Annotated in this window: 27 protein-coding genes; 12 read left to right on the top strand and 15 right to left on the bottom strand. The window is 75.1% G+C overall.

Annotated features, from left to right (window positions below):
• Positions 1-3: 3 nt before the first annotated feature.
• Complete coding sequence (locus G3T38_RS22790) at positions 4-732, bottom strand: IclR family transcriptional regulator (protein ID WP_338037717.1); 729 nt, start codon at positions 730-732, stop codon at positions 4-6.
• Between the two features lie 68 nt (positions 733-800).
• On the opposite strand from G3T38_RS22790, the gene pcaH reads away from it, so the two are divergent.
• From pcaH to pcaC, 4 genes are read left to right on the top strand one after another with little or no spacing between them, the layout of a single operon-like run.
• The gene (gene pcaH / locus G3T38_RS16535) at positions 801-1,559 is read left to right on the top strand and encodes a protocatechuate 3,4-dioxygenase subunit beta (RefSeq protein ID WP_163773419.1); all 759 of its coding nucleotides are present in this window, start codon (positions 801-803) and stop codon (positions 1,557-1,559) included.
• Entirely contained in the window at positions 1,556-2,074 is a 519-nt protein-coding gene (pcaG, locus tag G3T38_RS16530; RefSeq protein ID WP_163773418.1) for a protocatechuate 3,4-dioxygenase subunit alpha, read from the top strand. Before pcaH ends, pcaG begins: the two co-directional genes overlap by 4 nt.
• The gene (locus tag G3T38_RS16525) at positions 2,071-2,976 is read left to right on the top strand and encodes a lyase family protein (RefSeq protein WP_163773417.1); all 906 of its coding nucleotides are present in this window, start codon (positions 2,071-2,073) and stop codon (positions 2,974-2,976) included. Before pcaG ends, G3T38_RS16525 begins: the two co-directional genes overlap by 4 nt.
• A complete protein-coding gene (pcaC, locus tag G3T38_RS16520) occupies positions 2,973-3,344 on the top strand; it encodes a 4-carboxymuconolactone decarboxylase (RefSeq protein WP_163773416.1) in 372 nt (123 codons plus the stop codon). Before G3T38_RS16525 ends, pcaC begins: the two co-directional genes overlap by 4 nt.
• Here pcaC and G3T38_RS16515 read toward each other — a convergent pair.
• Positions 3,314-4,204: a LysR family transcriptional regulator gene (locus G3T38_RS16515; RefSeq protein ID WP_163773415.1), complete on the bottom strand. Its 891-nt coding sequence runs from the start codon at positions 4,202-4,204 to the stop codon at positions 3,314-3,316. The two genes, pcaC and G3T38_RS16515, sit on opposite strands and share 31 nt — an antisense overlap.
• Positions 4,205-4,274: 70 nt before the next feature.
• On the opposite strand from G3T38_RS16515, the gene G3T38_RS16510 reads away from it, so the two are divergent.
• From G3T38_RS16510 to G3T38_RS16500, 3 genes are read left to right on the top strand one after another with little or no spacing between them, the layout of a single operon-like run.
• Positions 4,275-5,456: an acetyl-CoA C-acyltransferase gene (locus G3T38_RS16510; protein ID WP_163773414.1), complete on the top strand. Its 1,182-nt coding sequence runs from the start codon at positions 4,275-4,277 to the stop codon at positions 5,454-5,456.
• Complete coding sequence (locus tag G3T38_RS16505; protein WP_163773413.1) at positions 5,453-6,109, top strand: 3-oxoacid CoA-transferase subunit A; 657 nt, start codon at positions 5,453-5,455, stop codon at positions 6,107-6,109. The genes G3T38_RS16510 and G3T38_RS16505 overlap by 4 nt, the downstream gene beginning before the upstream one ends.
• Complete coding sequence (locus G3T38_RS16500; RefSeq protein WP_163773412.1) at positions 6,106-6,741, top strand: 3-oxoacid CoA-transferase subunit B; 636 nt, start codon at positions 6,106-6,108, stop codon at positions 6,739-6,741. The genes G3T38_RS16505 and G3T38_RS16500 overlap by 4 nt, the downstream gene beginning before the upstream one ends.
• Positions 6,742-6,766: 25 nt before the next feature.
• Here the strand turns inward: G3T38_RS16500 and mobA are convergent, their stop codons facing one another.
• From mobA to G3T38_RS16480, 4 genes are read right to left on the bottom strand one after another with little or no spacing between them, the layout of a single operon-like run.
• The gene (mobA, locus tag G3T38_RS16495) at positions 6,767-7,402 is read right to left on the bottom strand and encodes an NTP transferase domain-containing protein (RefSeq protein ID WP_163773411.1); all 636 of its coding nucleotides are present in this window, start codon (positions 7,400-7,402) and stop codon (positions 6,767-6,769) included.
• Positions 7,399-8,190 (bottom strand): UTRA domain-containing protein, encoded by a 792-nt coding sequence (locus G3T38_RS16490; RefSeq protein WP_163773410.1) that lies wholly within the window; start codon positions 8,188-8,190, stop codon positions 7,399-7,401. Before G3T38_RS16490 ends, mobA begins: the two co-directional genes overlap by 4 nt.
• A 56-nt stretch (positions 8,191-8,246) precedes the next feature.
• On the bottom strand, positions 8,247-9,020 hold the full coding sequence (fabG, locus tag G3T38_RS16485) for a 3-oxoacyl-ACP reductase FabG (RefSeq protein ID WP_163773409.1): 774 nt from the start codon (positions 9,018-9,020) through the stop codon (positions 8,247-8,249).
• A 4-nt stretch (positions 9,021-9,024) separates the two neighbouring features.
• Positions 9,025-10,035 (bottom strand): phosphotransferase enzyme family protein, encoded by a 1,011-nt coding sequence (locus tag G3T38_RS16480; RefSeq protein ID WP_163773408.1) that lies wholly within the window; start codon positions 10,033-10,035, stop codon positions 9,025-9,027.
• 163 nt (positions 10,036-10,198) lie between these two features.
• On the opposite strand from G3T38_RS16480, the gene G3T38_RS16475 reads away from it, so the two are divergent.
• Positions 10,199-11,551, top strand: a complete 1,353-nt coding sequence (locus tag G3T38_RS16475; RefSeq protein ID WP_338037716.1) for an aspartate aminotransferase family protein — start codon at positions 10,199-10,201, stop codon at positions 11,549-11,551.
• On the opposite strand, the gene G3T38_RS16470 is transcribed toward G3T38_RS16475, so the two are convergent.
• The 4 genes from G3T38_RS16470 to G3T38_RS16455 form a co-directional block, all read right to left on the bottom strand.
• Entirely contained in the window at positions 11,548-12,819 is a 1,272-nt protein-coding gene (locus tag G3T38_RS16470) for a molybdopterin-binding protein (RefSeq protein ID WP_163773406.1), read from the bottom strand. The two genes, G3T38_RS16475 and G3T38_RS16470, sit on opposite strands and share 4 nt — an antisense overlap.
• Positions 12,812-13,051: a MoaD/ThiS family protein gene (locus G3T38_RS16465; protein ID WP_163773405.1), complete on the bottom strand. Its 240-nt coding sequence runs from the start codon at positions 13,049-13,051 to the stop codon at positions 12,812-12,814. The genes G3T38_RS16470 and G3T38_RS16465 overlap by 8 nt, the downstream gene beginning before the upstream one ends.
• A gap of 65 nt (positions 13,052-13,116) precedes the next feature.
• Positions 13,117-14,187, bottom strand: coding sequence for a GTP 3',8-cyclase MoaA (moaA, locus tag G3T38_RS16460; protein ID WP_206675905.1), 1,071 nt, complete (start codon positions 14,185-14,187; stop codon positions 13,117-13,119).
• On the bottom strand, positions 14,184-14,747 hold the full coding sequence (locus G3T38_RS16455) for a molybdenum cofactor biosynthesis protein MoaE (protein WP_163773404.1): 564 nt from the start codon (positions 14,745-14,747) through the stop codon (positions 14,184-14,186). The genes moaA and G3T38_RS16455 overlap by 4 nt, the downstream gene beginning before the upstream one ends.
• A gap of 216 nt (positions 14,748-14,963) precedes the next feature.
• Here G3T38_RS16455 and G3T38_RS16450 point away from each other — a divergent pair, with 216 nt between their 5' ends.
• Positions 14,964-15,956, top strand: a complete 993-nt coding sequence (locus G3T38_RS16450) for an AraC-like ligand-binding domain-containing protein (protein WP_163773403.1) — start codon at positions 14,964-14,966, stop codon at positions 15,954-15,956.
• A gap of 93 nt (positions 15,957-16,049) precedes the next feature.
• Here the strand turns inward: G3T38_RS16450 and G3T38_RS16445 are convergent, their stop codons facing one another.
• Genes G3T38_RS16445 through G3T38_RS16435 form a run of 3 tightly spaced genes read right to left on the bottom strand, consistent with a single transcriptional unit; the run spans position 16,050 to position 19,550 of the window.
• Entirely contained in the window at positions 16,050-17,042 is a 993-nt protein-coding gene (locus tag G3T38_RS16445; protein WP_338037715.1) for an NAD(P)/FAD-dependent oxidoreductase, read from the bottom strand.
• On the bottom strand, positions 17,039-17,365 hold the full coding sequence (fdxA, locus tag G3T38_RS16440) for a ferredoxin (RefSeq protein ID WP_163773402.1): 327 nt from the start codon (positions 17,363-17,365) through the stop codon (positions 17,039-17,041). Before fdxA ends, G3T38_RS16445 begins: the two co-directional genes overlap by 4 nt.
• 1 nt (position 17,366) lies before the next feature.
• Positions 17,367-19,550, bottom strand: coding sequence for a molybdopterin-containing oxidoreductase family protein (locus tag G3T38_RS16435; protein ID WP_163773401.1), 2,184 nt, complete (start codon positions 19,548-19,550; stop codon positions 17,367-17,369).
• Between the two features lie 176 nt (positions 19,551-19,726).
• Here G3T38_RS16435 and G3T38_RS16430 point away from each other — a divergent pair, with 176 nt between their 5' ends.
• On the top strand, positions 19,727-20,488 hold the full coding sequence (locus tag G3T38_RS16430) for an enoyl-CoA hydratase-related protein (protein WP_163773400.1): 762 nt from the start codon (positions 19,727-19,729) through the stop codon (positions 20,486-20,488).
• A 33-nt stretch (positions 20,489-20,521) separates the two neighbouring features.
• Here the strand turns inward: G3T38_RS16430 and G3T38_RS16425 are convergent, their stop codons facing one another.
• A complete protein-coding gene (locus G3T38_RS16425) occupies positions 20,522-21,343 on the bottom strand; it encodes a transglutaminase domain-containing protein (protein ID WP_163773399.1) in 822 nt (273 codons plus the stop codon).
• A gap of 184 nt (positions 21,344-21,527) precedes the next feature.
• Between G3T38_RS16425 and G3T38_RS16420 the strand changes: the two genes are divergently transcribed.
• Both G3T38_RS16420 and G3T38_RS16415 read left to right on the top strand, forming a co-directional pair.
• Positions 21,528-23,789 (top strand): HelD family protein, encoded by a 2,262-nt coding sequence (locus tag G3T38_RS16420; RefSeq protein WP_338037714.1) that lies wholly within the window; start codon positions 21,528-21,530, stop codon positions 23,787-23,789.
• A gap of 3 nt (positions 23,790-23,792) precedes the next feature.
• On the top strand, positions 23,793-24,926 hold the full coding sequence (locus tag G3T38_RS16415; RefSeq protein ID WP_163773397.1) for a glycosyltransferase family protein: 1,134 nt from the start codon (positions 23,793-23,795) through the stop codon (positions 24,924-24,926).
• Positions 24,927-25,041: 115 nt separating this feature from the next.
• Here G3T38_RS16415 and G3T38_RS16410 read toward each other — a convergent pair whose 3' ends face one another.
• On the bottom strand, positions 25,042-25,302 hold the full coding sequence (locus G3T38_RS16410) for a hypothetical protein (RefSeq protein WP_163773396.1): 261 nt from the start codon (positions 25,300-25,302) through the stop codon (positions 25,042-25,044).
• Positions 25,303-25,314 lie beyond the last annotated feature (12 nt).

Genomic DNA, 25,314 nt, shown 5'->3' with positions numbered 1-25,314 from the left:
GGCTCACGTCCGGCTGAGCTCGCGGCCGATCCCGTTGGCGGCGACCTGCAGCGCGCCGACCAACCGCGACCGGTCGCGGCGCGGCGTGGCGACGACGACACCCAGGGCGGCGACCACGGTGTCGTCGCGCCGCACCGGCACGGCGACCGAGCACGCGCCCAGGCTCATCTCCTCGACGGTCGTCGCGTGGTCGTCGCGCCGCACGGCGGCCAGCTGGCGCTGGAGGGTGCCGGGCTGGGTCACCGTGTACGGCGTGACGCGGGTCAGCGCGCCGAGCACCGCCTGCTGCACCTCGGTCGGCGCGTGGGCGAGGAGCACCTTGCCGACGCCGGTGGCGTGCAGCGGCAGCCGCGAGCCGACGGTGCTCACGATCGGCACCGAGGCGGTGCCGCGCAACCGGTCGAGGTAGAGCACCTCGAGACCGTCGCGCACCGCGAGGTGGGCCGTGGCCAGCGTCGCGCTGTAGAGGTCGTGCAGGTAGGGCGAGGCGAGCTCGACCAGCCCGGCGTTGAGCGGGGCGAGGAGGCCGAGGTCCCAGAGCCGGCGACCGACGACGTAGTCGCCGTCGGAGGTGCGGGCCAGCGCGCCCCACGCGACCAGCTCGGCGGCCAGGCGGTGGGCCGTGGCGATCGGGAGGTCCGCGCGCGCGGCGAGCGCGGTGAGGGTGAGCCGACGGTGCCCCTCGTCGAAGGCGGCGAGCAGGGCGAGCGCTCGACTGGTCACGGTGGCCACGGGACCATCTTCCGCTGAGTGGAAACCGTGCGCCACCCAGGTCCGCGCGGGGGCCTAGGTTCGGGGCCATGACCGCACTGACCCAGGCGGAGGTCAGCGACGAGATCGCCGCCCTCGCCGACAGCTACGCCGCGGACGGCGTCGTCGAGACCCAGCCGCGCCTCGACTACGCGCCGTACCGCTCCAGCCTCCTGCGCCACCCGACCAAGGCGCCGGTGCAGGCCGATCCCGAGGAGCTCGAGGTGTGGGCGCCGGTCTTCGGCGAGCGCGACGTCGACCCGCTCGAGGCCGACCTGACCATCCAGCACGCCGGCGAGCCGATCGGCGAGCGGATGGTCGTGACCGGGCGGGTGCTCGACGGCGACGGGCGGCCGGTGCGTCGCCAGCTGGTCGAGGTCTGGCAGGCCAACGCGGGCGGGCGCTACGTGCACCAGCGCGACCAGCACCCGGCGCCGCTCGACCCCAACTTCACCGGCATGGGCCGGTGCCTGACCGACGCCGACGGCTGGTACCGCTTCACCACGATCAAGCCCGGGCCCTACCCGTGGCGCAACCACCGCAACGCCTGGCGTCCGGCGCACATCCACTTCTCGCTGTTCGGCACCGAGTTCACGCAGCGGCTGATCACGCAGATGTACTTCCCCGGCGACCCCCTGTTCGGGCTCGACCCGATCTACCAGTCGATCCTCGACCCGGCGGCGCGCGAGCGGCTGGTCGCGACGTACGACCACGACCTGACCGTGCCGGAGTGGAGCACCGGCTACCGCTGGGACATCGTGCTCACCGGCACCCACCGCACGCCGCTCGAGGACGAGGTGGAGTCGTGATCCCCACGCCCGGCCAGACCGTGGGCCCGTTCTTCGGCTACGCGCTGCCCTTCGACGACGACAACCGGCTGGTGCCGCTCGGTGCGCCGGGCGCGGTGCGCCTGGGCGGCCGCGTGCTGGACGGCGACGGCGACCCGGTGCCCGACGCGGTCCTCGAGCTCTGGCAGACCGACCCGGAGGGACGCGTCGTCCAGCAGCCGGGCTCGCTCCTGCGCGAGGGCTACGGGTTCACCGGGTGGGGGCGCACGTCGACCGACCGCGAGGGCCGGTGGTCGTTCACGACCGTGCGGCCGGGGTCGTCGTTCTTCGCGATCACGGTGCTGGCCCGCGGGCTGCTGCACCGGCTGTTCACCCGCGCCTACCTGCCCGACGCCGCCGACGACGCGTTCCTGCTCGCGCTGCCCGCGGACCGGCGCTCGACGCTGCTGACGACCGAGGGCGAGGGCGGCTACGTGTTCGACGTGCGCCTGCAGGGCGACGGCGAGACGGTCTTCCTGACCTTCCCCCGCGGATGAGCGAGCTGTTCTGGCCCGGCGACCAGCGGGCCGGCGAGGTCTTCTCCGACCGGGCCTTCCTCGCCGCGATGGTCGCGGTGGAGTCGGCGTGGTCGCGCGTCGACCTGACGGTGCCCGACGGCCCGCTGGACGTCGAGTCCGGCGGCAACGCCGTCATCCCGCTCGTCGCGGCGCTCGGGGCCGAGCACCACCGCGGCCTCACCAGCCAGGACGTGCTCGACACCGCGCTCGTGCTGCTGCTGCGCGACGCCGTGGCCCGGCTCGACGCCGACCTGGCCCGTGCGCTGGACGCCGTCGACCGGCTCGTCGAGGCGCACGGCGCGACGACGGTGACCGGCCGCACCCTCACCCAGCCCGCGCTGGAGATCACGCTCGGCCACCGCTTCCGGCAGTGGCGCGCCGGGCTGGCCGACGCCCGGGCGGACCTCGCTGCCCTCACCTTCCCCGTGCAGTGCGGGGGACCGGTCGGCACCGACACCTCGGGCACGGCCCGGCTCGCCGCCGCGCTCGACCTGGCGGCCGCGGAGCCGTGGCACACGCGGCGGCGTTCGATCACGCGGGCGGGCGACGCGCTGGTCACCACGACCGACGCCTGCGGCCACGTCGCGCGCGACGTGCTCGAGGGCAGCCGGCTGGGCGAGCTGGCCGAGGCGCGGGGCGGCGGCTCGTCGTCGATGCCGCACAAGGCGAACCCGGTGCTGTCGGTGCTCGTGCGCCGCGCCGCGCTCACCACGCCGGGCCTGGCGGCCACGCTCCACCTGGCGGCCGCCGACCAGGTGGAGGAGCGGGCCGACGGGGCCTGGCACGCCGAGTGGGACACGCTGCGGCTGCTCGCGCGGCGTACCGTCGTGGCCGTGAGCCAGACCGCGGACCTCCTCGACGGATTGCGGGTGCACGCATGAGCAGGCACGACGACGGCATGGCGGTGCGTCGCGAGGTGCTCGGCGACGAGCACGTCGACCGGGCCACCGCGAACGCGACCGACCTGACCCGGGAGTTCCAGGAGCTCATCACCGAGTACGCCTGGGGCTCGATCTGGACCCGTCCCGGCCTCGACCGGCGCCAGCGCTCGCTCATCACGCTGACCGCGCTGGTCGCCCGTGGGCACCACGAGGAGCTCGCGATGCACCTGCGGGCCGCGCTGCGCAACGGGCTCAGCCAGGACGAGGTGAAGGAGTGCCTGCTGCAGACCGCGATCTACTGCGGTGTGCCCGACGCCAACACCGCGTTCCGCATCGCTCAAGGCGTCTTCGCCGAGACCACCGACTGAAGCACCGCCGCGACGGCACCGGCCGCGGGCGAGAGGTCCCCCGGTCGGTGGGCGAGCGCCAGCTCGGCCGTCGGTGCCCGGTGCAGGGGCACGTAGACGACGCCCTCGTGGCCGAGGCTGCGCACCGGCTCGGGCACGAGCGCGACGCCCAGCCCGGCGGCCACGAACACCACGAGGGTCGCGGTCTCGGCGACCTCGAGCACCGGGTCGGGGGTGAACCCGGCCGCCGCGCACGCCTCGAGCACGGTGCGCTGGAACGAGGAACGGTGGCCCGAGGGGTGGGTCACGAACGGCTCGTCCGCGAGCTGGGCCAGGTCGAGGCGCCGGTGGTGGGCCAGCCGGTGCTCGCGGGGCAGCACGGCCACCAGGCGCTCGGTGCGCAGCGGCAGCAGCGTCAACGGCTCGTCGACACCCGGGCGCACCACGGCCAGGTCGTAGGTGCGGTCGCGCAGCCCGGCGGCCAGCGCCGGGGAGAGCACCTCGCCGCGCAGCTCGAGCTCGACGTCGGGCAGGGTCTCGCGGACCCGGCGGGCCACGCCGGGCAGCACGTCGTACGTCGCGGTGCCGACGAAGCCGACCGAGACCCGGCCGGCGCGGCCCGCCGCGAACCGGGCCATGTCGGCCAGGGTGTCGTCGACGTCGGCGAGCACGGTGCGGGCGTGCCGCAGCAGCCGCTCGCCGGCCTCGGTGACCTCCACCCGACGGGTGGTGCGGGTGAAGAGCGTCGTCCCCAGCTCGCGTTCCAGCTGCTTGATCTGCTGCGACAGGGCCGGCTGGGCCAGGTGGAGGCTCTCGGCGGCTCGGCCGAAGTGGCGGTGCTCGACCAGGGCGGTGAACGAACGCAGGTGGCGCAGTTCCATGCCTGCAGGTTATCAATCACGCCTGATTGACTCTTGGACGTGATCGGTGGTCGGGACCTACGGTGCTGGTGTGACCGATGCCTTCCTCTATGCCGCCGTCCGCACACCGTTCGGACGGTTCGGTGGTGCCCTGGCCGAGGTGCGGCCCGACGACCTGTCCGCCGCCGCCGTGACCGCCGTCCTCGAGCGCGCGCCCGGTCTCGACCCCGCCGCCGTCGGCGACGTGGTCTGGGGCTGCGCCAACCAGGCGGGCGAGGACAACCGCAACGTCGGCCGGATGGCCGTGCTGCTGGCCGGCCTGCCCGTCTCGGTGCCGGCCGTGACCGTCAACCGGCTCTGCGGCTCCTCGCTCGACGCCGTCATGCAGGGGTCGCGCACCATCGAGTCCGGCGACGCCTCCGTCGTGCTGGTCGGTGGCGTCGAGTCGATGACCCGCGCACCGTGGGTGCTCCCCAAGCCGTCGCGGGCGTTCCCGGCCGGCAACGTCACCGCCGTCTCGACCACGCTGGGCTGGCGGCTGGTCAACGAGGACATGCCCGCCGAGTGGACCGTCTCGCTCGGCGAGGCCAACGAGCAGCTCGCCGAGCGGTTCTCGATCGGCCGGCGGCGCCAGGACGAGTTCGCCGCGGGCTCGCACAACCTCGCGGCGGCCGCCTGGGACGCCGGGTTCTACGACGACCTCGTCGTGCCCGTCGGCGACCACACGCGCGACGAGGGGATCCGGCCCGGCTCCACCGCGGAGGGGCTGGCCGGGCTGCGGCCGTCGTTCCGGGAGGACGGCACCATCACCGCGGCCAACGCCTCCCCGCTCAACGACGGCGCGTCCGCGCTGCTCCTCGGTGCCGAGGGCGCCGTGCCCGGCCTCGACCCGCTCGCCCGCATCGCCGGGCGCGGCACGTTCGCGCTGGCCCCCCAGGAGTTCGGGTACGCACCCGTCGACGCGGCGAACCAGGCGCTGGCCCGGGCCGGCATCGGCTGGGGCGACGTCAGCGCCGTCGAGCTCAACGAGGCGTTCGCCGTCCAGTCGCTCGCCTGCATCGACGCCTGGCTCGAGGCGGGGATGTCGGACCCCGAGATCGTCAACGCCAAGGGCGGTGCCATCGCCATCGGCCACCCGCTCGGCGCCTCCGGCGGTCGCGTCGTGGCCACGCTGGCCAAGCGGCTGCGCGAGTCCGGTGACCGCTGGGGCGTGGCCGCGATCTGCATCGGCGTCGGGCAGGGCCTGGCCGTCGTGGTGGAGAACGTCGCATGACCACGATCTGCGCGGACGTCGACGAGGCCGTCGCCGACGTCGCCGACGGCTCGGTCGTGCTGATCGGCGGGTTCGGCATGGCGGGCATGCCGGTGCAGCTCATCGACGCCCTCATCCGCCAGGGCGCCACCGACCTGACGGTCGTGTCGAACAACGCCGGCAACGGCGACACCGGGCTGGCCGCGCTGCTGGCGCGGGGCCGGGTGCGCAAGATGATCTGCTCCTTCCCGCGCCAGGCCGACTCCCACGTCTTCGACGGGCTCTACCGCGCCGGCCGGATCGAGCTCGAGCTGGTGCCGCAGGGCACGCTGGCCGAGCGGATGCGGGCGGCCGGTGCCGGCATCGGCGGGTTCTTCAGCCCGACCGGCGTCGGCACGCAGCTGGCCGCCGGCAAGGAGACCCGCGAGATCGACGGCCGCCACTACGTCCTCGAGGCCCCGCTGCGCGGCGACGTCGCGCTCATCGGCGCGCACCGCGCCGACCGGATGGGCAACCTGGTCTACCGCAAGACCGCGCGCAACTTCGGACCGGTGATGGCCACCGCCGCGACGACGGTCGTCGCCCAGGTCGTGCAGGTCGTCGAGACCGGCGAGCTGGACCCCGAGGCGGTCGTCACGCCGTCGATCTACGTGGACAGGGTGGTCGCGGCATGACGCTCTCCAAGGCCGAGATGGCCGCGCTCGTGGCCCGCGACATCCCCGCCGGGTCGTTCGTCAACCTCGGCATCGGCCAGCCCACCATGGTCGCCGACCACCTCGACGCCGGTCACGGCGTCGTGCTGCACACCGAGAACGGCATGCTCAACATGGGCCCGGCGCCTGCCGCGGACGAGGTCGACCCCGACCTCACCAACGCCGGCAAGCAGCCGGTCACCGAGCTCGCCGGGGCGGCCTACTTCGACAGCGCGGCGTCGTTCGCGATGATGCGCGGCGGCCACCTCGACGTGTGCGTGCTCGGGGCCTTCCAGGTGTCGGCGGGCGGCGACCTGGCCAACTGGCACACCGGCGCGCCCGACGCGATCCCGGCGGTCGGCGGGGCCATGGACCTGGCCACCGGCGCCAAGTCGGTGTTCGTCATGATGACGCTGTTCGCCAAGGACGGCTCGCCCAAGCTGGTGCCCACGTGCACCTACCCGCTCACCGGTGTGGGGTGCGTCGACCGGGTCTACACCGAGGTCGCCGTCTTCGACCTGACGCCCGAGGGCGTCGTGGTCCGCGAGACCTTCGGGACGACGACGCCCGAGCAGCTGGCGGACGCCCTGGACCTGCCGCTGCGTCTCCGGTGACCCGTCCCGTGCGGTCCTGACGTCGTCAGGCCCGGCCGCGCTCCACCCCGAGCCGCGCGGCGTCGTCCCAGGTGTCGACGTCGGCCTCCTCGCCGTCGCGGGCGGCGACCGGACCGAGCCGGAGCCCGGCGAGCAACCGCCGCAGCGGCATCCCGGTGCGCTCCGCGGGCGGGGGCGCCACCCGCGCCAGGGCCGCGGTCCGCACGACGAGGGCGAGGTGCCGGCGTCCGTCGGCGTCGACGAGCACGGCCCCGTCGGCCCCGTCGGCCCCGTCGGCCCCGTCGGCCCCGTCCGATCCCGGCGCACCGGACGCAGCAGCGGCCACGAGCCGCCGCACCGCAGCACGGTCCAGCAGGGGCATGTCGACGCCGATCGCGAGGACCGTCGTCGTACCCGGCGCGAGCGCCGAGACCCCGGCGAGCAGGGCGCTGGCGGGCCCGCCGTACGCCGGCTCCTCCCGCACGAACCGCACCCCCGCGCGACCGTCGGCCGGCGGGTCACCCACCACCACGACCTCCGCGCAGTCCGCGCAGGCCGCGAGGGCGCGGTCGAGCAGGGTCGCGCCGTCGTGGCGCAGGTCGGCCTTCCGCACGCCGCCGAGGCGCGACCCGCGTCCCCCGGCGAGCACGACGCCGCCGAGCCTCTCGCCGCGCCCGGTCACCCCGCGCCCAGCCCGATCTCGATCACCCCGTCGGCGGCCCGGCTCTCGGCGCGGTCGACGCTCCGCGACGTGCGCCGCGCGACGAGCCGCACCCGGTCGGCCCGGAAGAGGTCGTCGGACAGCTCGAACGGGGTGCCCTCCGCGGTCGCCGCGACGCGGGTGACGTGGAGGAGCGGCGAGCCGGTGGGTACGGCGAGCTCCCGCGCCTCCCGCTCGTTGGCGCGCACGACGGTCACCTGCTCCTCGGTCACGTCGGGCCGCAGCCCGTAGACCGCGTCGAGCAGGGCGTAGAGCGACTGCTCCAACGGCTGCGCGAGCAGGTCGGGCACCAGGGCGGACGGGAACCGGGCGACGTCGAGCGAGAGGGGCAGGCCGTCGGCGTACCGGACCCGCTCCACCTCCACGACCGTCGCCCCGGGATCGAGCCGCAGGGCGGCCGCCTCGGCCTCGCCGGCGGGACGCAGCACCGACCCGAGGAGCGCGGTCGCGGCCGCGTGCCCCGTCGCGTCGAGGCGCTCGGGCAGGCCCAGCCGCTCGGCGGCCTCGCGCTCGACGAGCCCGGCGCGCACGAAGGTGCCGCCGCCGCGGCCGGTACGGCGCTCCAGCACCCCCGCCCGCCCCAGGGGCACGAGGGCGCTGCGCAGGGTCGACCGGGAGACGTCGAACCGCTCGGCCATCTCCCGCTCGGTGCCGAGGCGGTCGCCGGGCCGCAGCGCGCCCGAGGAGAGGAGGCGCACGATGCGACGGCGCACGTCCTCCGCGACCGCGCCGCCCTCGGTCTCCGCCACCGTGGGTCCTCCCTGCTCGTGGCCCGGTCGTGGCCCGGTCAGGCCCGGTCGGGCCGTCAGGCCACCGCGTCGGGCGACTCGGGCAGCACCTGGCCGCCGTCGACGACCAGGGCGTGGCCCGTGACGAAGCCGGCCTCGCGGCTCGCGAGGAACGCTACCGCGTGGCCGATGTCCGCGGGCGTGCCGAGCGCCCCCATCGGGATCGAGCGGGCCATGCCGTCGAGGTAGTCCTGCCCCATACCGGCCAGCCCCTCCGTCAGCACGTTGCCGGGCAGCACGGCGTTGACGGTGATGCGCGCCGGTGCGAGCTCGAGGGCGGCGCTGCGCATGAACCCGAGCTGCGCCGCCTTCGAGGCGCCGTAGTGCGACCACCCCGGGAAGCCGGTGGTCGGACCCGTGATCGACGAGGTCAGCACGACCCGACCGCGGCCGGAGGCCTCGAGGGCGGGGAGCGCCGCCTGCACGGCGTGCACCGTGCCGCCGACGTTGACGGCGAGCACCTGCGCGAGGTCCTCCTCCGTCATGTCCCGAAGCCGGGCCTCGGGGAAGATCCCCGCGTTGGCGGCGAGCACGTCGAGGCCGCCCAGCTCCGCGATCGCCGTGCCGACGACCTCCGCGGCGCCGGCCCTCGTGGCGAGGTCGCCCGCCACGGTGACGACGGCGCGGGCGCCGGCGGCCTCGAGCGTCGCGGCGGCGGCCTCGAGGTCGGCGGTGCCGCGGGCGGTGACCGCGACGGCGGCCCCGGCGCGGGCGAAGACGGTCGCGATCCCGAGGCCGATGCCGCGGGAGCCGCCGGTGACGAGCACCTTCACGTCGGAGAGGTCGAACACGGTCTCAGTCCTTCCGGTGGGTGGCGGCCGGCACGGGGAGCCGGAACCAGGCGGGGTCGTGGAGGTAGCGGCGGGCCAGGTCGCCGGTGCCCGCGCCGTACGTCGTGCCGAGGGCGAGCGCCGGCGGCGAGCCGGGGTGGGTGCCGAGCCAGGCGGTGAGCATGAGGCGGCGGAGCATGACGAACGTCGGCACCATCGCGAGGTCCTCCTCGGTGAGGGGGCGCTCGGTGAGGTAGCCGGCGAGCCACGCCGCCGCCGTGGCCTGCGCCCCCGGCTCGTGCTCGATCCACGACGTCACCGTGGCCAGGTCGTAGAGGAACCACCCGAACCCGCAGTCGTCGAAGTCGATGACCGTCAGGGAGCCGTCGTCGCCGACCATGAGGTTCGCGTGGCGCAGGTCGGCGTGCACGAGCCCGTAGCGCTCGCGCCCCTGCCCGTACGCCGCGAGCCGGGCCCGCACGGCGCTCGCGGCCGCGTCGAGCACGGGCAGGTCGGTGGCACGCACCCCGGGGCCGGCGGCCCAGTCGCCCCAGCGGGCGCCGGGACCGAGGCAGGCGGCGGCGTCCCAGTGGAAGCGGGTGAAGCCGTCGGGGAGCTCCCAGTCGGTGACGTCGCGGTGCATCCGCGCGGTCACGCGGCCGAGCTCCTCGGTGGGCAGCGCGTCGGGGCGCTCCTCCCCGGTGCCGCCGACGACGAAGGTGAAGAGGACGACGTGCCGGTCGCCGTCGGGGCGCGGCACGCTGACGACGCGCCGCCCGTCGAGCGCCGGCACGACCGCGTGGGTGGTGACGGTCCCCGAGGACCGCAGCCGGTCGAGCCAGGCCAGCTCCGCGTCGATGGAGGCCGGGGTCTGGTAGCCCGGGCGGTGCACCCGGGCGACGACCCGGTCGGCGCCGGTCCCGACGAGGTACGTCGCGTTCTCCGACAGGCTGAGGAGCCGGCGGGGGGCGTCGCCCGCGCCGTACGCGGGCAGTGCGGCCGCCAGGATCTCGTCGCAGTCCTCGACGCTGAGCATGGGTCCTCCCCGGGGTGCGGCGGGACTCTCCCGCTCGGGGACCAGTAGACCGTGCGAACGACCCGAGCAGACCAATTCGTCGACGGATTTCACCGGGCCGAAACGAGATGTAACAAGCCGACCGTGCATGCTGGTGGGCAGTCCCATACCAAAAGGAGAACCCGTGGCGACCCGCTCCAGCATCCTCGACGCGAACGCGTACCGACCCGACGCGGACGGGCCCGGCACGGGTGCCGGGGACCTCCTGCGGCGGCGCGCGGCCGCCCTGGGCCCGGCCTACCGGCTCTTCTACCGCGAGCCGCTCGAGCTGGTGCGGGGGAGCGGTGCGTACCTCTACGACGCCGACGGGCGCGCCTACCTCGACGCCTACAACAACGTCGCGAGCGTCGGCCACGCCCACCCGCGGGTCGCCGCCGCCGTGGCCCGGCAGGCGGCGACGCTGAGCACGCACACGCGGTACGTCGACGCGGGGCTCGTCGCCTACGCGGAGCGTCTCCTCGGGCTCCTGCCCCCGGCCGTCGACCAGGTGATGCTGACCTGCACCGGGTCGGAGGCCAACGACCTCGCGCTGCGGGTGGCCGCCGCCGCGACGGGCGGGACCGGCGTGATCGTGACGGAGGAGGCCTACCACGGCAACACCGCGCTCGTGACCGGCGCCTCGCCGTCGCTGGGTCGCGGGGCGCCGCGCGGGGAGCACGTGTGGACCGTCCCGGCGCCCGACCCGCTGCGCCGCCCGGGCGCCGACCCCGCGGCCGAGCTGCTCGCCGCGGTGCACGGGGCGCTCGACGCCATGGCGGTCGCCGGGGTGCGGCCCTCCGCGTTCCTCGTCGACTCGATCCTGTCGTCCGACGGCGTGCACAGCCACCCGGCGGGCTACCTCGCGCCCGCCGTCGAGGCCGTCCGGGCCGCGGGCGGAGTGCTCGTCGCCGACGAGGTGCAGCCCGGGTTCGCCCGCACGGGCAGCGCGTTCTGGGGCTTCGAGCGCCACGGCCTCGACCCCGAGATCGTCACGATGGGCAAGCCGATGGGCAACGGCCTGCCGATCGCCGGGATGGCCGCGCGGGCCGCCGTGCTCGAGCCCTTCGCGTCGACGGTGCCCTACTTCAACACCTTCGGCGGCAACCACGTCAGCGTCGCCGCCGCCGCCGCGGTGCTCGACGTCATCGAGGAGGAGGGCCTTCAGGAGAACGCCGCCCGCGTCGGCGCCGCCCTCCGCACGGGTGTGCGGGAGGTGGCCGCGCACCACCCCGTCGTCGCCGACGTGCGCGGCGACGGACTCTTCGTGGGGGTCGAGCTGGTGGCCGCCGAGGGGTCGACCGAACCCGGCACCGAGCTCGCCGCCGACGTCGTCAACGGGATGCGCGACCGGGGCGTCCTGACGTCGGTGTGCGGCCCGTGGGGCTCGACGCTCAAGGTCCGCCCACCCCTCGTCGCCACCGAGCGCGACGCCGCGCGGTTCGTGGAGGTGCTGGGTGAGGTGCTGTCGGCCTACCCGGGCCCGCCCAGGCCTGCCTAGAGCGGATCGGGGTCGATCCGGAGCACGGTGACCGTCGCGCCGGCGGCGAGCCGGGTGACGTCGACGGGCACGACGACGAGCACGTCGCTGCGCGCCAGCGCCCCCACCATGTGGGAGGCCGTGCCGCCGGGCGTCACCCGCGGGAGGGCGTCAGCCCGCCCGTCGCGCTCGAGCGTGGCGCGCACCAGCTGCAGCCGACCCGCGGGCGAGACGAGGTCGGCGGCCAGCACGGCGGACGCGGTCGGCCAGGCGGCGGACGCACCGCGCAGCCGGGCGAGCGCGGGGCGCACCAGCAGGTGGAACGCCGTGAACGCGGCGACCGGGTTGCCCGGCAGGCAGCAGGTCAGCGGCCCGCCGGCCTCGAGACGACCGAAGCCCTGCGGCTTGCCCGGCTGCATCGCGACGCGCCCGAACCACATCGACCCCCGGCCGGTCAGCGTCATCCGCACGACGTCGTGGTCGCCGTCGGAGACGCCACCGGTCGTCACGACGAGGTCGGCCAGCGGAGCGACCTCCGCGAGCGCCCGCTCCAGGGCAGCGGGGTCGTCCGGGACGGTGCGGGTGGCCACGACGACGCCCCCGGCCTCGACCACCGAGGCACCCACGAGCGTCGCGCCCGAGTCGCGGATCCCGTCGGGGCGCAGCGGCTCCCCGGCGGGCTGCAGCTCCGTGCCGGTGGCGACGATCGCCACGCGTGGCGCGGGGTGCACCCGCACCGCGTCCACGTCCAGCGCGGCCAGCACGCCGAGGTGGCGCGCCCGCAGCGTCGTACCGGCGGCGACGACGAGGTCGCCGCACGCGACGTCCTCGCCCGTACGGCGCACGTGGCGCCCCTCGCCGACGCCGTGGTGCACCGCGACCCGGGCGGAACCGCGGTCGGTCGACTCCCACGGCACGACCGCCGTCGCCCCCGGGGGCATCCGGGCGCCGGTCATGATCCGGACGGCACGGCCCCGCCCGACGTGGGGCGGCTCGCCCCCGGAGCCGGCGGCGACCGCGCCCACCACGGGGAGCGTGACCGGTGCGTCGGGCGTCGCGTCGACGACGTCCCGGTGGTCGACGGCGTAGCCGTCCATCGCCGCGTTGTCGAAGCCCGGCAGGGGAGCGGTCGCCCGCACGTCGTCGGCGAGCACCAGCCCCAGGACGCCGGACGGGCTCACGGACGCGGGCGGGGTCGGGGCCAGGTCGCCGAGCACGTCGGCGAGGAGGTCCTCGACGCCGCGCGACGACGGGTCGTCCGGGCAGCAGCCGCCCGAGCCGTCAGCCACCGGCCACCGGCGGGATGACCGCGACCTCGTCAGCGGCGGCGAGGGCGCGGTCGTCGGCCACGTCGTCCTCGCCGTTCACCCACACCCGGCAGCCGGGCAGCACGCGGGCGAACGGCGCGCCGTACCGGTCGCGTGCGGCGGTCATCAGCTCGCCCACCGTGGCGACCTCGAACGTGTCGCGCGTCGTCCCGGCGGCGTCGCGTGCCGTCGCGAACAGCAGCAGCCTGGCCATCGGTCCCTCCCTCTCCTGCTCGTCTCCCTGGGCGTCTCCCTGGGCGTGCTCCTGGTCGGGCGGCCTCAGCCGCCGATGTAGGACATCTCCACCGGTGCCGCCCGCCGGGTGCCGGACGCGCGGACCTCGGCGCGGATCTCCGAGTAGCGGTCCGACCGGTTGCCCCACAGGCCGGACAGCAGCTCCGCGAGGTCGCCGGGCCGCCGCGGCCCGCGCAGCAGGGCGCGGGCGTCGGTGCCGCCGGTGGAGAACAGGCACGTGTGGATCCGGCCCTCGGCCGTCACCCGCGCCCGCGTGCAGGTCCCGCAGAACGGGGTCGAGACCGAGCTGATGACGCCGATCTCCGCCGAGCCGTCGACGAGCCGCAGCCGGCGCGCCGTCTCGCCGTAGCGGCGTACCGGGAGGTCCTCGAGCGGCCAGCGGGCGCCGATGGCGGCGAGGACCTCCGCGGCGGGCACGACCTCGGCGTCGGTCCAGCCGTTGGTGGCGCCCACGTCCATGAACTCGATGAACCGCAGCACGTGGCCGGTGCCGCGGAAGTGCTCGACGAGGGGCACCACCTGGTGCTCGTTGACGCCACGACGCACGACGGCGTTGACCTTGACGTCGCCGAAGCCCGCCGCCCGGGCGGCGTCGATGCCGGCGAGCACCGCGGAGGCGCCGTACGGGCTGTCGCTGGCCCGGCGGAACACGGCGTCGTCGATCGCGTCGAGGCTCACCGTCACCCGGTCGAGGCCTGCGGCCGCCAGGGCGGCGGCGTGCCGCGGCAGCAGCACCCCGTTCGTCGTCATCGCGAGGTCGAGACCGCCGATCGCCGCCAACCGCGCCACGAGGTCGGGCAGGCCGGGGCGCAGGAGCGGCTCGCCGCCCGTCAGGTGCACCGTCGTCACGCCGAGGTCCACCGCGGCGCGGACCAGCTCCTCGACCTCGTCGAACGCGAGCAGGTCGCCGCGGTCGAGGAACGCGTGGTCGGCGCCGAAGAGCTCCCGCGGCATGCAGTAGGCGCAGCGGAAGTTGCAGCGGTCGGTGACCGAGACCCGCAGGTCGCGCAGGGGCCGCCCGCGCAGGTCGCGCAGGTCGCCCGGACCGCCACCGTCGCCACCTCGGCCGGCGGCGGCGCCCAGCGGCCCGGTCACGCGCACTCCCGGCAGCCCGGGTCGCTCCCGTGGTGGCGGGCCAGCCAGGCCCGGGCCGCGGCGGCCACCGACACGGGGGCGGCGGCCCCGGCGTCCGCGCGGTGGGCGCCCGAGCCGTCGTGCTCGACCTTCCAGACGGGCACGGTCGCCTTGAGCACGTCGATGCAGAAGCGCGCGGCGTCGAAGGCGGTGCCGCGGTGGCCGGCCGCGACCGTCACGTTCACGCTGGCCTCGCCCAGCGCCACCAGCCCGGTCCGGTGCCACAGCGCGACGGGACCCAGGCCGGGGAAGGCGGCACCGGCCGCGGTGGCGACCTCGACGAGCCGGTCGAGGGCCACCGGCTCGTAGGCCTCGTAGTCGATCGCCCGCACCTGCTCCCGCCCGGGACCGTGGTCGCGCACGACGCCCTGGAACGTCACCACCGCACCCGTGCGGTCGCGGACGGCCCAGTCGTGGGCACGCGCGGCGTCGGGCAGGTCCGGCGCGACCACGCACCAGGTCGTGTCCGTGCGGTGCTCGGCGAGGGGGACGGCGAGGGCGGGGGCGGACGTCGTGGCCATGGCAACCTCCGGGTCGGGGGACCACCAGCATGGGCGGCACCGGAGTCCCGTTGTCGTCGCGCAGCGCCCAGAAGTCGACCGTCGGCGCCAACCTCGCCGTACCGGGCGCCGGCCGTGGACCGGGGCGTTCCGCAGCCGTAACATCGCCGGAATGTGAGTGGCATCACCGAGCTCTAGGGTGTCGCTCCGACCGGTCCGCCAGGAGGTGACCAGCGCATGCTCCACGAGTTCGCCCCGGAGACGGCGGTGCGCGCGTCCGACGCGGGCGCCTGGCGCACCACGTTGCGGGAGCACTTCGTGCGCCTCGACGTCGACCGCCGCACGCCCGACCTCCAGGGTGCCGTGGAGAGCCGCATGCTCGGCCACGTCCAGGTCTCGACGGTCACGTCCGTCGACCAGGACATCGTGCGCACGCCGCAGCTGCTCCGCGACGGCGACGCCCTCCTGCAGGTCGGCGTGGTGCGGTCGGGATCGGCCGTCGTCGAGCAGGACGGCCGCAGCGCGCGGCTCGGCCCGGGCGACTTCGTGGTCTACGAGACGGGACGTCCGTTCGAGTGGCGGCTCCGCGCTCCCGGCGCGGCACGGCAGTGGGAGATCGCCGTCTTCAGCTGGAGGCGGGCGGCCTTCGCGCTCGGCGAGGCCCGCTCCCGCGAGGTCACCGCCCGCGCGTTCGCCGGCGCGGAGGGGATGGGCCGGGTGATGAGCGAGCTGCTGTGCGGCCTCGTCACCGAGGGCGCCGACCTCGCCCCGGGACAGGCGGCCGCCGTGGCCGACCACGTGGGCGACCTCGTCGCCATCGCGGCCGAGGCGCTGCCCGAGCTCCCCATGCAGGTCGGCTCGGAGGCACTGCTGAGCCGCATCGACGCGTTCATCGACGCGAACCTGGCGGACCCCGACCTCAACCCCGACAAGATCGCGGCCGCCGTGAGCATCTCCACCCGCCAGCTGCACCGGCACTTCGCCGCCCGCGAGCTGACGGTGGCGCAGACGATCCGCACCCGCCGGCTCGAGGGCGCGCGCCGCGAGATCCGCAGCAGCATCGCGCGCGACCGCTCCCTGCGGGAGATCGGCCGCAACTGGGGCTTCGTGGACCTCGCCGTCTTCGGCCGGTTGTTCCGCCAGGCCTACGGCATGAGCCCGCGGGAGTACCGCCAGGTCATGTGCCTCGCCTCCGGCGACCCCCGCGCCGTCGTGCGTCCCCGCCGCTGACGCTGGCGCCGAGTTGTCACGTACGCAGCGGCGCGACGCGGCGTACGTGACAACTCGACGCGGCGTACGTGACAACTCGACGCGGAAGAACCCTCAGCGCGGGTCGTCGCTGGAGTGGCCGGGGACGACGGGGGCGCCGGCGGAGACGAGCGGGGCGGCGTGGTTGACCGCCGTCGCCGCCTCGCCGAACCCGACGCTGATCAGCGTCACCTTGTCGGGGTGGCCGCAGCAGTCGCCCGCCGCGAACACCCGGGGCAGCGAGGTGCGCTGTGCCCGGTCGACCGCCACCTGGCGCCGGTCGAGGTCGAGGCCCCACCGCTTGAGCGGGCCGAGGTCGGCCTTGAAGCCGAGGGCGGCGACGACCACGTCGGCGGACCGCTCGACGACGCCTCCCTCGCCGTCGACGAGCCGGACCCCGGTGACCCGGTCCTCGCCGAGCACCGCGTCCACCTCGTGGGGCGTCAGCACCTCGACGGTGCTGCCGAGCAGTCGCGTGACGCTGGCCTCGTGGGCGCGGAACTGCTCCCGCCGGTGCACCAGCGTGACCCGCTGCGCCACGGGCTCGAGCGTCAGCGCCCAGTCGACGGCGCTGTCGCCGCCGCCGACGACCACCACGTCCGCCCCGGCGTAGTCCGCCGGGCGCGGCACGAAGTGCACCACCCCGGGGAGCGTGCCGTCGCCCGCGGGCAGCGGACGGGGGCTGAAGCTGCCGATGCCGGCGGCGAGCAGCACGGCCCTGCCCCGCAGCGTGGTGCCGGCCGCCGTGGTGAGCAGCGCGTGGTCGGGCGCCGTCACGAGGTCGACGACCTGCTCGCCGAGCACGTAGTGCGGCTTCGCGCTCGAGGCCTGCTCCGCCAGGGCGTCCACGAGGTGCTGGCCCTTGACGGCCGCGTAGCCCGCGACGTCGTAGATCATCTTCTCGGGATACATCGCGGCCGTCTGCCCGCCGAGGTGGTCGAGGGCGTCCACCACGGCGACGCTCATGCCGCGGAACCCGGCGTAGTACGCGGCGTACAGGCCCACCGGCCCGGCGCCCACGACGACGAGGTCGACGTCGACCTCCACCCCGGCGGTCAGTCCGCTCACGCGCCGCCCCCCGCCGGCCAGGCGGCCACCACCGGGTGGTCCGACCCGATGGCGCCCACGTCCTCGGCGCCGCCCTCGGCCTCGGGGAACGCCTCGAAGAACTCCACGGCGATGTCGCGGAAGCGCTCCGCGTCACCGCTCAGCTTGTGCTCCGAGGCGATGGCGCCGTTGGGGCACGCGGTCACGCACTTGCCGCAGTCGACGCACTCGTCGGGGTGGATGTAGAGCATCCGGTCGCCCTCGTAGATGCAGTCGACGGGGCACTCCTCGCGGCACGCCTTGTCGGCGACGTCGATGCAGGCGTCGTTGATGACGTAGGCCATGTCAGCCGACCTCCCCGGCCGACGGGTCGGCCGCGAGGGCCACCTCGATGAGGGTGTCGGAGAACGTCGGCGCGTTGCCGAGGTCGGCGAACCGCGTCGGGTTGAGCTGCGACAGGGTGGAGAGGCCCAGCGCGTCGCTCCGCCAGTGCCCGACGTGGCAGACGGTCACGCCCGGCATGGTGGAGGCGTCGACCTTGGCGAGCAGCTCGACGCTGCCGCGGTCGTTGTACGCCCGGACGACCGCACCCGTCGTGATGCCCCGCGCGGCGGCGTCCTCCGGGTTCACCAGCAGCGTCGCGGGCTTCTGCACCTTTTGGTGGATCTCGATGTTCGCGAAGCTCGAGTTGATGAACGCGTGCGACTTCGGCGAGATCAGGTTCAGCGGGTAGCGCGCCGCGAGCTCCGGGTCGGCCGCGGCCGCCTCGCGCGGCGGGATGTAGTGGGGCAGCGGGTCGACCGGCTGGCCGGGCTGGTGGTCGTTGGAGCCCTGGCGGAAGAGCGGCACCACGAAGTTGCCCCCGGCCGCGGCCGAGGAGACGAACTCCGTCTTCCCCGACGGGGTGTGGAAGCCGCCGTCGCGGTGCGGCGCGTACTCGTCGGACGGCGGCAGGTTGAGGCGCGAGAAGCCCTTCTCCTTGAGCGACTCCACCGTGATGCCCTGCATCGCCGGCGCCGACCAGTCGAACGCCTCCGCGATGAGCTGCTCGTCGGTGCGCGTGAAGATCGGGTCGTCGTCGAAGCCCATCGCCGCCGACAGCCGCCGGAACAGCTCCGTGTTGGGCACCGCCTCGCCGCGGGGCTCGATCGAGGGATTGTTGTAGGTCACGTAGAGGTGGCCCCAGGAGAACATGATGTCCTCCTGCTCGAGCTGCGTCGTGGCGGGCAGCAGGATGTCGGCGTAGCGCGCCGTGTCGGTCATGAACTGCTCGCTGACGACCGTGAAGAGGTCGTCCCGCGAGAGGCCCTCGACCATCTTCGCCTGGTCGGGGGCGACCACGAGCGGGTTGGAGTTGTAGACCATCAGGGCGTGCAGCGGCGTGCTCAGCTCCAGCTCGCCGGTGAGCGCCTGGCCGAGCAGGTACTGGTTGACCACCTGCGTGCCGGGGGTGATGAGCTCGGGGTGCATGAAGGCACCCCAGTTCACGGGGAACGCCCACAGCGGCAGCTGCAGGATGCCGCCGCCGGGGTTGCGCCAGGCGCCGACGAGGGCCGGCAGGCACGACAGCGCCCGCACCGTCTGGCCACCACCGGCGTGGCGCTCGACCGCCACGCCGATGCGGATGACGGAGGGCTGCGCCGTGGCGTACTCGCGTGCCAGCGTCAGGATCGTCTCCACCGGGATGCCGGTCTCGGCCGAGGCCCACTCGGGCGTGTACTGCTGCACGCGCTCGACCAGCTCGTCGTACCCCACCGTGTGGTTCGCGACGTAGTCGTCGTCCGTCAGGCCCTCGTTGATGATGACGTGCATCATCGCCATGGCGAGCGCGCCGTCGGTGCCGGGCCGGATGGGGATGTGCTGGCTCGCGAGCCGCGCCGTCTTCGTGCGCACCGGGTCGACCACGACGACCTTCGCGCCGCGACGCTTCGCCTCCGCGATGTAGGGCCACAGGTGCAGGTTGGTGCTCATGATGTTGGCGGCCCAGATGAGGATGAACCGCGCGTGCACGAGGGCCTCGGGGTCGACGCCGGCGGTGTCGCCGATCGTCATGGCGTACGCCGTGCACGAGCCCGCGTCGCAGTAGGTGCGCTCCGCGACGGTCGCCCCGAGCCGGTTGAAGAACGCGTCACCGACGTTGAGGCCGTTGATGATGCCCTGGGTGCCGAGGTAGCTGACGGGCATGATCGCCTCGGCGCCGTGCTCCTCCTTCACCTCGGTGAAGCGGCGGGCGACCTCGGCGATGGCGTCGTCCCAGCTGATGCGCTCGAACTCGCCGGAGCCCTTGGGGCCCACGCGGCGCATCGGGTGCAGGATCCGGTCGGGGTGGTAGACCTTGTCGAGGTAGTTGTCGACCTTCACGCAGAGGCCGCCGTTCGTGTACGGCTGCTCCTTGTTGCCCGCCACCTCGACCGCGACGCCGTCGCGCACGGTCACCACCATCGCGCAGGTGTCGGGACAGTCCTGGGGGCACGCGCCGAGCACGGTCAGCTCGCGGGTCGGGGCCGTCGGTTCGATCAGTTGGGTCATCGCTCGCTCCTCGCGGGGGGCCGGTCGTCCGTGCCTCCAGCGTGGTCCGCGCGGGGCCCGTCACGGCCGGGCTCGGGTGACAGGAAGTCGACGATCCGTGCCGTCACGTCCCGATGGCACCCACGGGGCGGACCGGACGTGGACGCCCGCGCCTGCCACCGGCAGGATGCGGTGCCATGACCGACGAGCTCGTCCACCTGTCCCACGCCGACACCGCCGACGGCCGGGTCGCCACCCTCACCCTCGACTCCCCGGCGAACCGCAACGCGCTGTCGCGCCGGCTGGTCACCGAGCTGCTCGAGCACCTCGCGACCACCGACGCCGACGACACCGTCACGGTCGTCGTGCTCCGCTCGGCGCACCGCGTCTTCTGCTCGGGCGCCGACCTGTCCGAGGCGGGCACCGTGCCGATGGAGGAGGGCGCGCGGGCGATGGTCGAGGTGCAGCGGCGGATCGTGGCGCACTCCAAGCCCGTGGTCGCCGTGCTCCCCGGCCCGGTGCGGGCGGGCGGCATCGGCATCGTCGCGGCCGCGGACGTCGTCGTGGCGAGCACCGCGGCCACGTTCGCCCTCACCGAGGTGAAGCTCGGTGTCACGCCGGCCGTCATCTCCCTGACGGTGCTCCCGCGCCTCACGGACCGTGCCGCCTCCCTGGCCGCGCTGGGGGGCGAGGTGTTCGACGGGGCCCAGGCCGCGGCGTACGGGTTGGTCACCACGGCCGTCGCCCCCGAGGAGCTCGACGGCGAGGTCGACCGCGTCGTCGGCTCCTTGCTGACGGGGGCCCCGCAGGGCCTCGCCGCGACGAAGGCGCTGCTCAACGCGCCGCTGCTGGCGCGGATCGACGCCGAGGGCGAGGCCATGGTCGCGCTGAGCGCGCGGCTCTTCCGGTCCGACGCGGCCCGCGAGGCGATGACGGCGTGGTTCTCCCGCTCCCGCTGAGCGGGTCCGGCGGGAGCGGCGGGCCCGGGCGACTCAGGTGATCGCGACCAGCTCGGCGAGGTCGTCGCCGGGCAGGGGGCCGTCGACGATCGCGTGCACCTGCGAGACGTGGAGCTGGATCCCGCCGCCGTGGTTGTCGCAGAACGCGGTGTCGGCGGCGTCCCGGCCGGTGGCGATGCGCACGAGGCTGGAGCGCGGCGCGAGGCAGGTGGCGTCGGCGACGTGCCAGGTGTCGCCGACGAGCGCCTCGGCGACGGCGTGGAAGTCCATGGGGTCGCAGCCGGGCGCGTAGACGGCCGCCAGGCGCGCCGGCACCCCGAGCGCCCGCAGCAGCGCGACGGTGAGGTGGCTGTAGTCGCGGCAGACGCCCGCGCCGGCCAGCAACGTGTCCTTCGCGGAGTCGGTGGGGCCGCTCGCCCCGGGCACGTAGTCGAGCCGCGAGCCGACCCACGCCGCGACGTACGGCAGCAGCACCGCGGCGTCGTCCCCGTGCTCCTCGACGACGTCGGCGAACTCGGTGGCGGCGAAGCCGAAGAACTTGTCCGCCTCGGCGTAGCGGCTCGGCCGGAGGTAGAGCGAGCGCTCGTGGGCCGTGCCCGTGGCGGGGCGCGCCCGGCCCGTCACCTCGGCGTCGTAGTCGACGACGAGTCGGCCGGGACCGGCGTCGAGCACGTGGATGCGGGCCCCGGCGGGGTCGCGCACCTCCCGCACGTCGACGGCGCGGCCGTCGAGGGTGCAGCGGAGCGACTCGACGACCTGCCCGTCGTCCCACGCGCCGCTGACGGCGACCTGCAGCTCCACCTCGGTGGGGTCGATGACCTCGATCTCGAGGTGGCACCCCATGACGCGCTTCACGGGCCCATTGTGCGGGGTCGCACCAGCCCGGCGGAGGGGGACCGGGTGTGGCGTACGGCGCGTGTCGGACCGCGGTCGCGGAATCCGATTCGTCACGGGGCGGGGGTACGCTTCTCTGCTTGCCCGTATCGCCGGGCAGAGGAGTCGCAGAGCCCCGGTGACGGGTGGGAAGAGGGCACGAGACGTGACGCAGGACCCGACCCAGGGACAGGGCACCGACGAGCAGGTCGCGGAGCGGGAGGTCGCCGCCGAGCAGGCGTTCGTCGACCACGTGCAGGCCGAGCTCGTGGCCTCCACCGAGCGGGCCCGCCGGCTCGCCGACGAGGGCCACCAGCGCGGCAGCCTCGGCCACGAGGGCGGGCTCGTCGAGCGCGACGCCATGGTCTTCCAGGCCGCCAAGCGCATCGCCCAGCTCGACGCCGCCCACGAGGGCCTCGTGTTCGGCCGGCTCGACCTGACGAGCGAGCGCGACCCTGCGCCGCGCTACATCGGGCGCATCGGCCTGCGCGACGAGAACCACGACATGCTGCTCATCGACTGGCGGGCGCCCGCGGCCGCGGTGTTCTACCAGGCGACGGCGGCGAACCCCCAGGGCGTCGTGCGCCGGCGCGTGCTGCGCTCGGTCGGCACGGTGGTGGAGGGCGTCGAGGACGAGCTGCTCGACGCCGAGGCGCAGGAGGCCGAGGAGGCCTCCGGACGCGCGTTGCCGATCATCGGCGAGGGCGCGCTGATGGCCCAGCTGTCCCGTGCCCGCGACCGGTCCATGCACTCGATCGTCGCCACCATCCAGGCCGAGCAGGACGAGGCGATCCGGGCTCCCTCGAAGGGCGTCGTCGCGATCTCGGGCGGACCCGGCACCGGCAAGACGGTCGTCGCGCTGCACCGCGCGGCCTTCCTGCTCTACAACGACCGCCGCCGCTTCGAGTCGGGCGGCGTGCTGGTCATCGGGCCGAGCGGCGTGTTCATGCGCTACATCGAGCGGGTGCTGCCGAGCCTCGGCGAGACCGCCGTGGCGCTGCGCTCGCTCGGCGAGGTCGTCGACGGCGTGCGCGCGAGCCGCCACGACGAGCCGCGGGTCGCCGACATCAAGGGCTCCGAGCGGATGGCCGAGGTCGTGCGGCGGCTCGCCCGCCAGCAGGCGCCCGACTCCCCGCGCGAGTTCTCGCTGTTCTGGCGCGACAACCGCCTCGTGCTGGACGGCACGACGCTGGGCCGGATCCGCCGCCAGCTCATGGGCCAGGGCCTCCGCAACCGCCAGCTGACGCGGGTGCCGCGGGCGCTCCTCGACGCCCTCTGGCGCCAGGTGCGCTCCGAGCGGGGTCGCGACCTCGGGCGGGAGTACTTCGACGAGGACCTGCTGTCGACCCGCTCCTTCCTCGACTTCGCCACCGCGTGGTGGCCGCCGCTCGCCGCGGTCGACGTCTTCACGTGGCTGCGCGACCCCGACCTGCTCGGACGTGTCGCCAACGGCATCCTCGAGCCGGAGGAGCAGCGCCTGCTGCTCAAGTCGTGGTCGGAGGGGCCCGTCGACGCCCGCAACGGCACCGGCATCACCATCGAGGACGTCCCCCTCATCGACGAGCTGCGCTACGCGCTCGGCGACGTGCCGGCGGCGACGGAGTCCGACACCCAGCTCGACGACGTCCTCGGCCACCTCGAGGGCGGCGTCGACATCCAGGAGCTGACGACGGCCTCGGAGCGGGAGTACGCCCCCCGCGGCCGCGCGTGGGCCCCGCCCACCCACCGCATCGAGGACGACCCCTACGCCCACGTGCTCGTGGACGAGGCGCAGGACCTCACCCCCATGCAGTGGCGGATGGTCGGCCGCCGCGGCCGCACCGCCTCCTGGACGATCGTCGGCGACCCGGCCCAGTCCTCCTGGCCGGTGCCCGCGGAGTCCGACGCCGCGCGCGCCGCCGCCCTCGAGGGCAAGAAGCAGTTCCGCTTCCACCTGTCGACGAACTACCGCAACTCGGCAGAGATCTACGCGTACGCCGCGGCGTACGCCGAGCGCGTCGGCCTCGACGCCGACCTGCCCGACGCCGTACGACGTACCGGTGCCGCGCCCGTCGAGGTGGCGCCCGTCGCGGAGGCGGAGCTGGAGGAGGCCGTGCGGGCCGAGGTGGCGCGCCTCGCGGACGCGGTCGCCGGCACCGTCGGGATCGTCGTCCCCGTCGCCCGACGCTCCGAGGTCAACGGTTGGCTGGCCGGGTGGCCGGAGCGCGCCGAGGACGCGCCGTCCGCGGCCCGCTCGGTCGACTCGTCGGTGACGCCGAGCGGCACCGACCGGGTCGTCGTGCTCACGGGTCTCGACACCAAGGGCCTCGAGTTCGACGGCATCGTGGTCGTGCGTCCGCAGGAGATCGAGGACGAGTCGCAGACGGGCCGCGCGACGCTCTACGTCGTGCTGACGCGCGCGACGCAGCTGCTCAGCACGGTGGGCTGAGCGTTGCCCGAGTCGCCCGGCGCCGGCCTCCGCGTGCTCGTCTGCACCGTGGTGCACCACCCGGGCGACGCCCGCATCGCCCACCGCGAGATGGGTGCCCTGCTCGACGCGGGGTTCGCGGTGACCTACCTGGCGCCGTTCGGCGGCTTCGGCGTGGACCCCCGCCCCGGGGTGGACTGCGTGGACGTCCGCCGGTCCTACGGGCGACGCCGCATCGGCGCGCTGCTCGACGCCCGGCGCAAGATCCGTGCCCTCGCCCCCGCGCACGACCTCGTGCTGCTCCACGACCCGGAGCTCCTGCTCGTCGCCGGCGCGGCGGGTCGGACGCCGGTGGTGTGGGACGTGCACGAGAACGTGCCGGCGACCGTGCAGATCCGCACGTGGATCCCGACGTGGCTGCGGGTGCCGCTCGCCGGGTTCCTGACCTGGCTGCTCGGCCGCGCCGAGAAGCGCCACCACCTGCTGCTGGCCGAGCACGGCTACCGCGGGCTGTTCCACGGCGAGCACCCCGTCGTCCCCAACTCGACGGCCGTGCCCGACGACGTACCCGGTCCCGACCCCGACGGACCCGCCCGCGTCGTCTACCTCGGCTCGCTGACCCGCGACCGCGGCGCCGGCGAGCTCGTCGCGCTCGCCGAGGGCCTGCGCGCCCGCGGCCGCGACGACGTGCGCGTCGAGGTCGTCGGTACGGCGCACGGCGAGACCGGCGCCGCCCTCCAAGCCGCGCACGACGCGGGTGCCCTCGTGTGGCACGGCTTCGTCCCCAACGACCAGGCGCTCCCGCTCATCCACGGCGCCGTGGCGGGCCTCGCCCTGCTCCACGACGAGCTCAACCACCGGGTGTCGCTGCCGACGAAGAACATGGAGTACCTCGCCCACGGCGTGCCCGTCGTCGCCACCCCGCTGCCCGAGGTGGAGTCGTTCCTCGCCGCGTCCGGCGGGGGTGTCGTCGTGCCGTTCGGTCACGCCCCGGTCGACGAGGTGCTGGCGCTCGCCGACGACCGCGACCGTGCGCGCCGGTTGGCCGAGCAGGGACACGCGTACGTCGCGACCCACCACAACTGGACCCTCGACCGCCGCACGTTCGTCGACCACGTCGCACGCTGGGCGCGCGCGGGGCGGTCGGCGCGGGGCTGAGGGGCGGCTGGCCCCGGCGGGGGCCGGAAGCTGTGCGGTTGGTGCCGGTCGGAGGCGGTCGGGGCTGTCCCAGCGTCCCAGTTCGCGCGCTGGCCGGGGCGGGACCAGGCAGGCCTCAGGCCCGAACGCCCTCGCGCTGCTGCTCGGCCCGCTCGAACGCGCGGAACCGGTCCCACCGGGCGAGGAGGCGGTCGGCGCGCCGCGACAGGAAGCGCCACCAGGCCACGAGCGCGATGCCAAGGGTGATGGAGAGCTCCCAGCCGCCGAACATCCCTCCGAAGAGAGCGGCACAGACGGCCGCCAGCGCCATGACGGTGGCGAAGGAGAGCAGGACCGTCGCGACGACGGCAGCGAGGTGGGCGACGAGCTTGAGCACGCGACCATGCTC

This window comes from Nocardioides zeae, from assembly GCF_010686755.1.
Taxonomy (GTDB): Bacteria; Actinomycetota; Actinomycetes; order Propionibacteriales; family Nocardioidaceae; genus Nocardioides; species Nocardioides zeae.
This window is presented reverse-complemented; position numbering and strand designations above follow the sequence as displayed.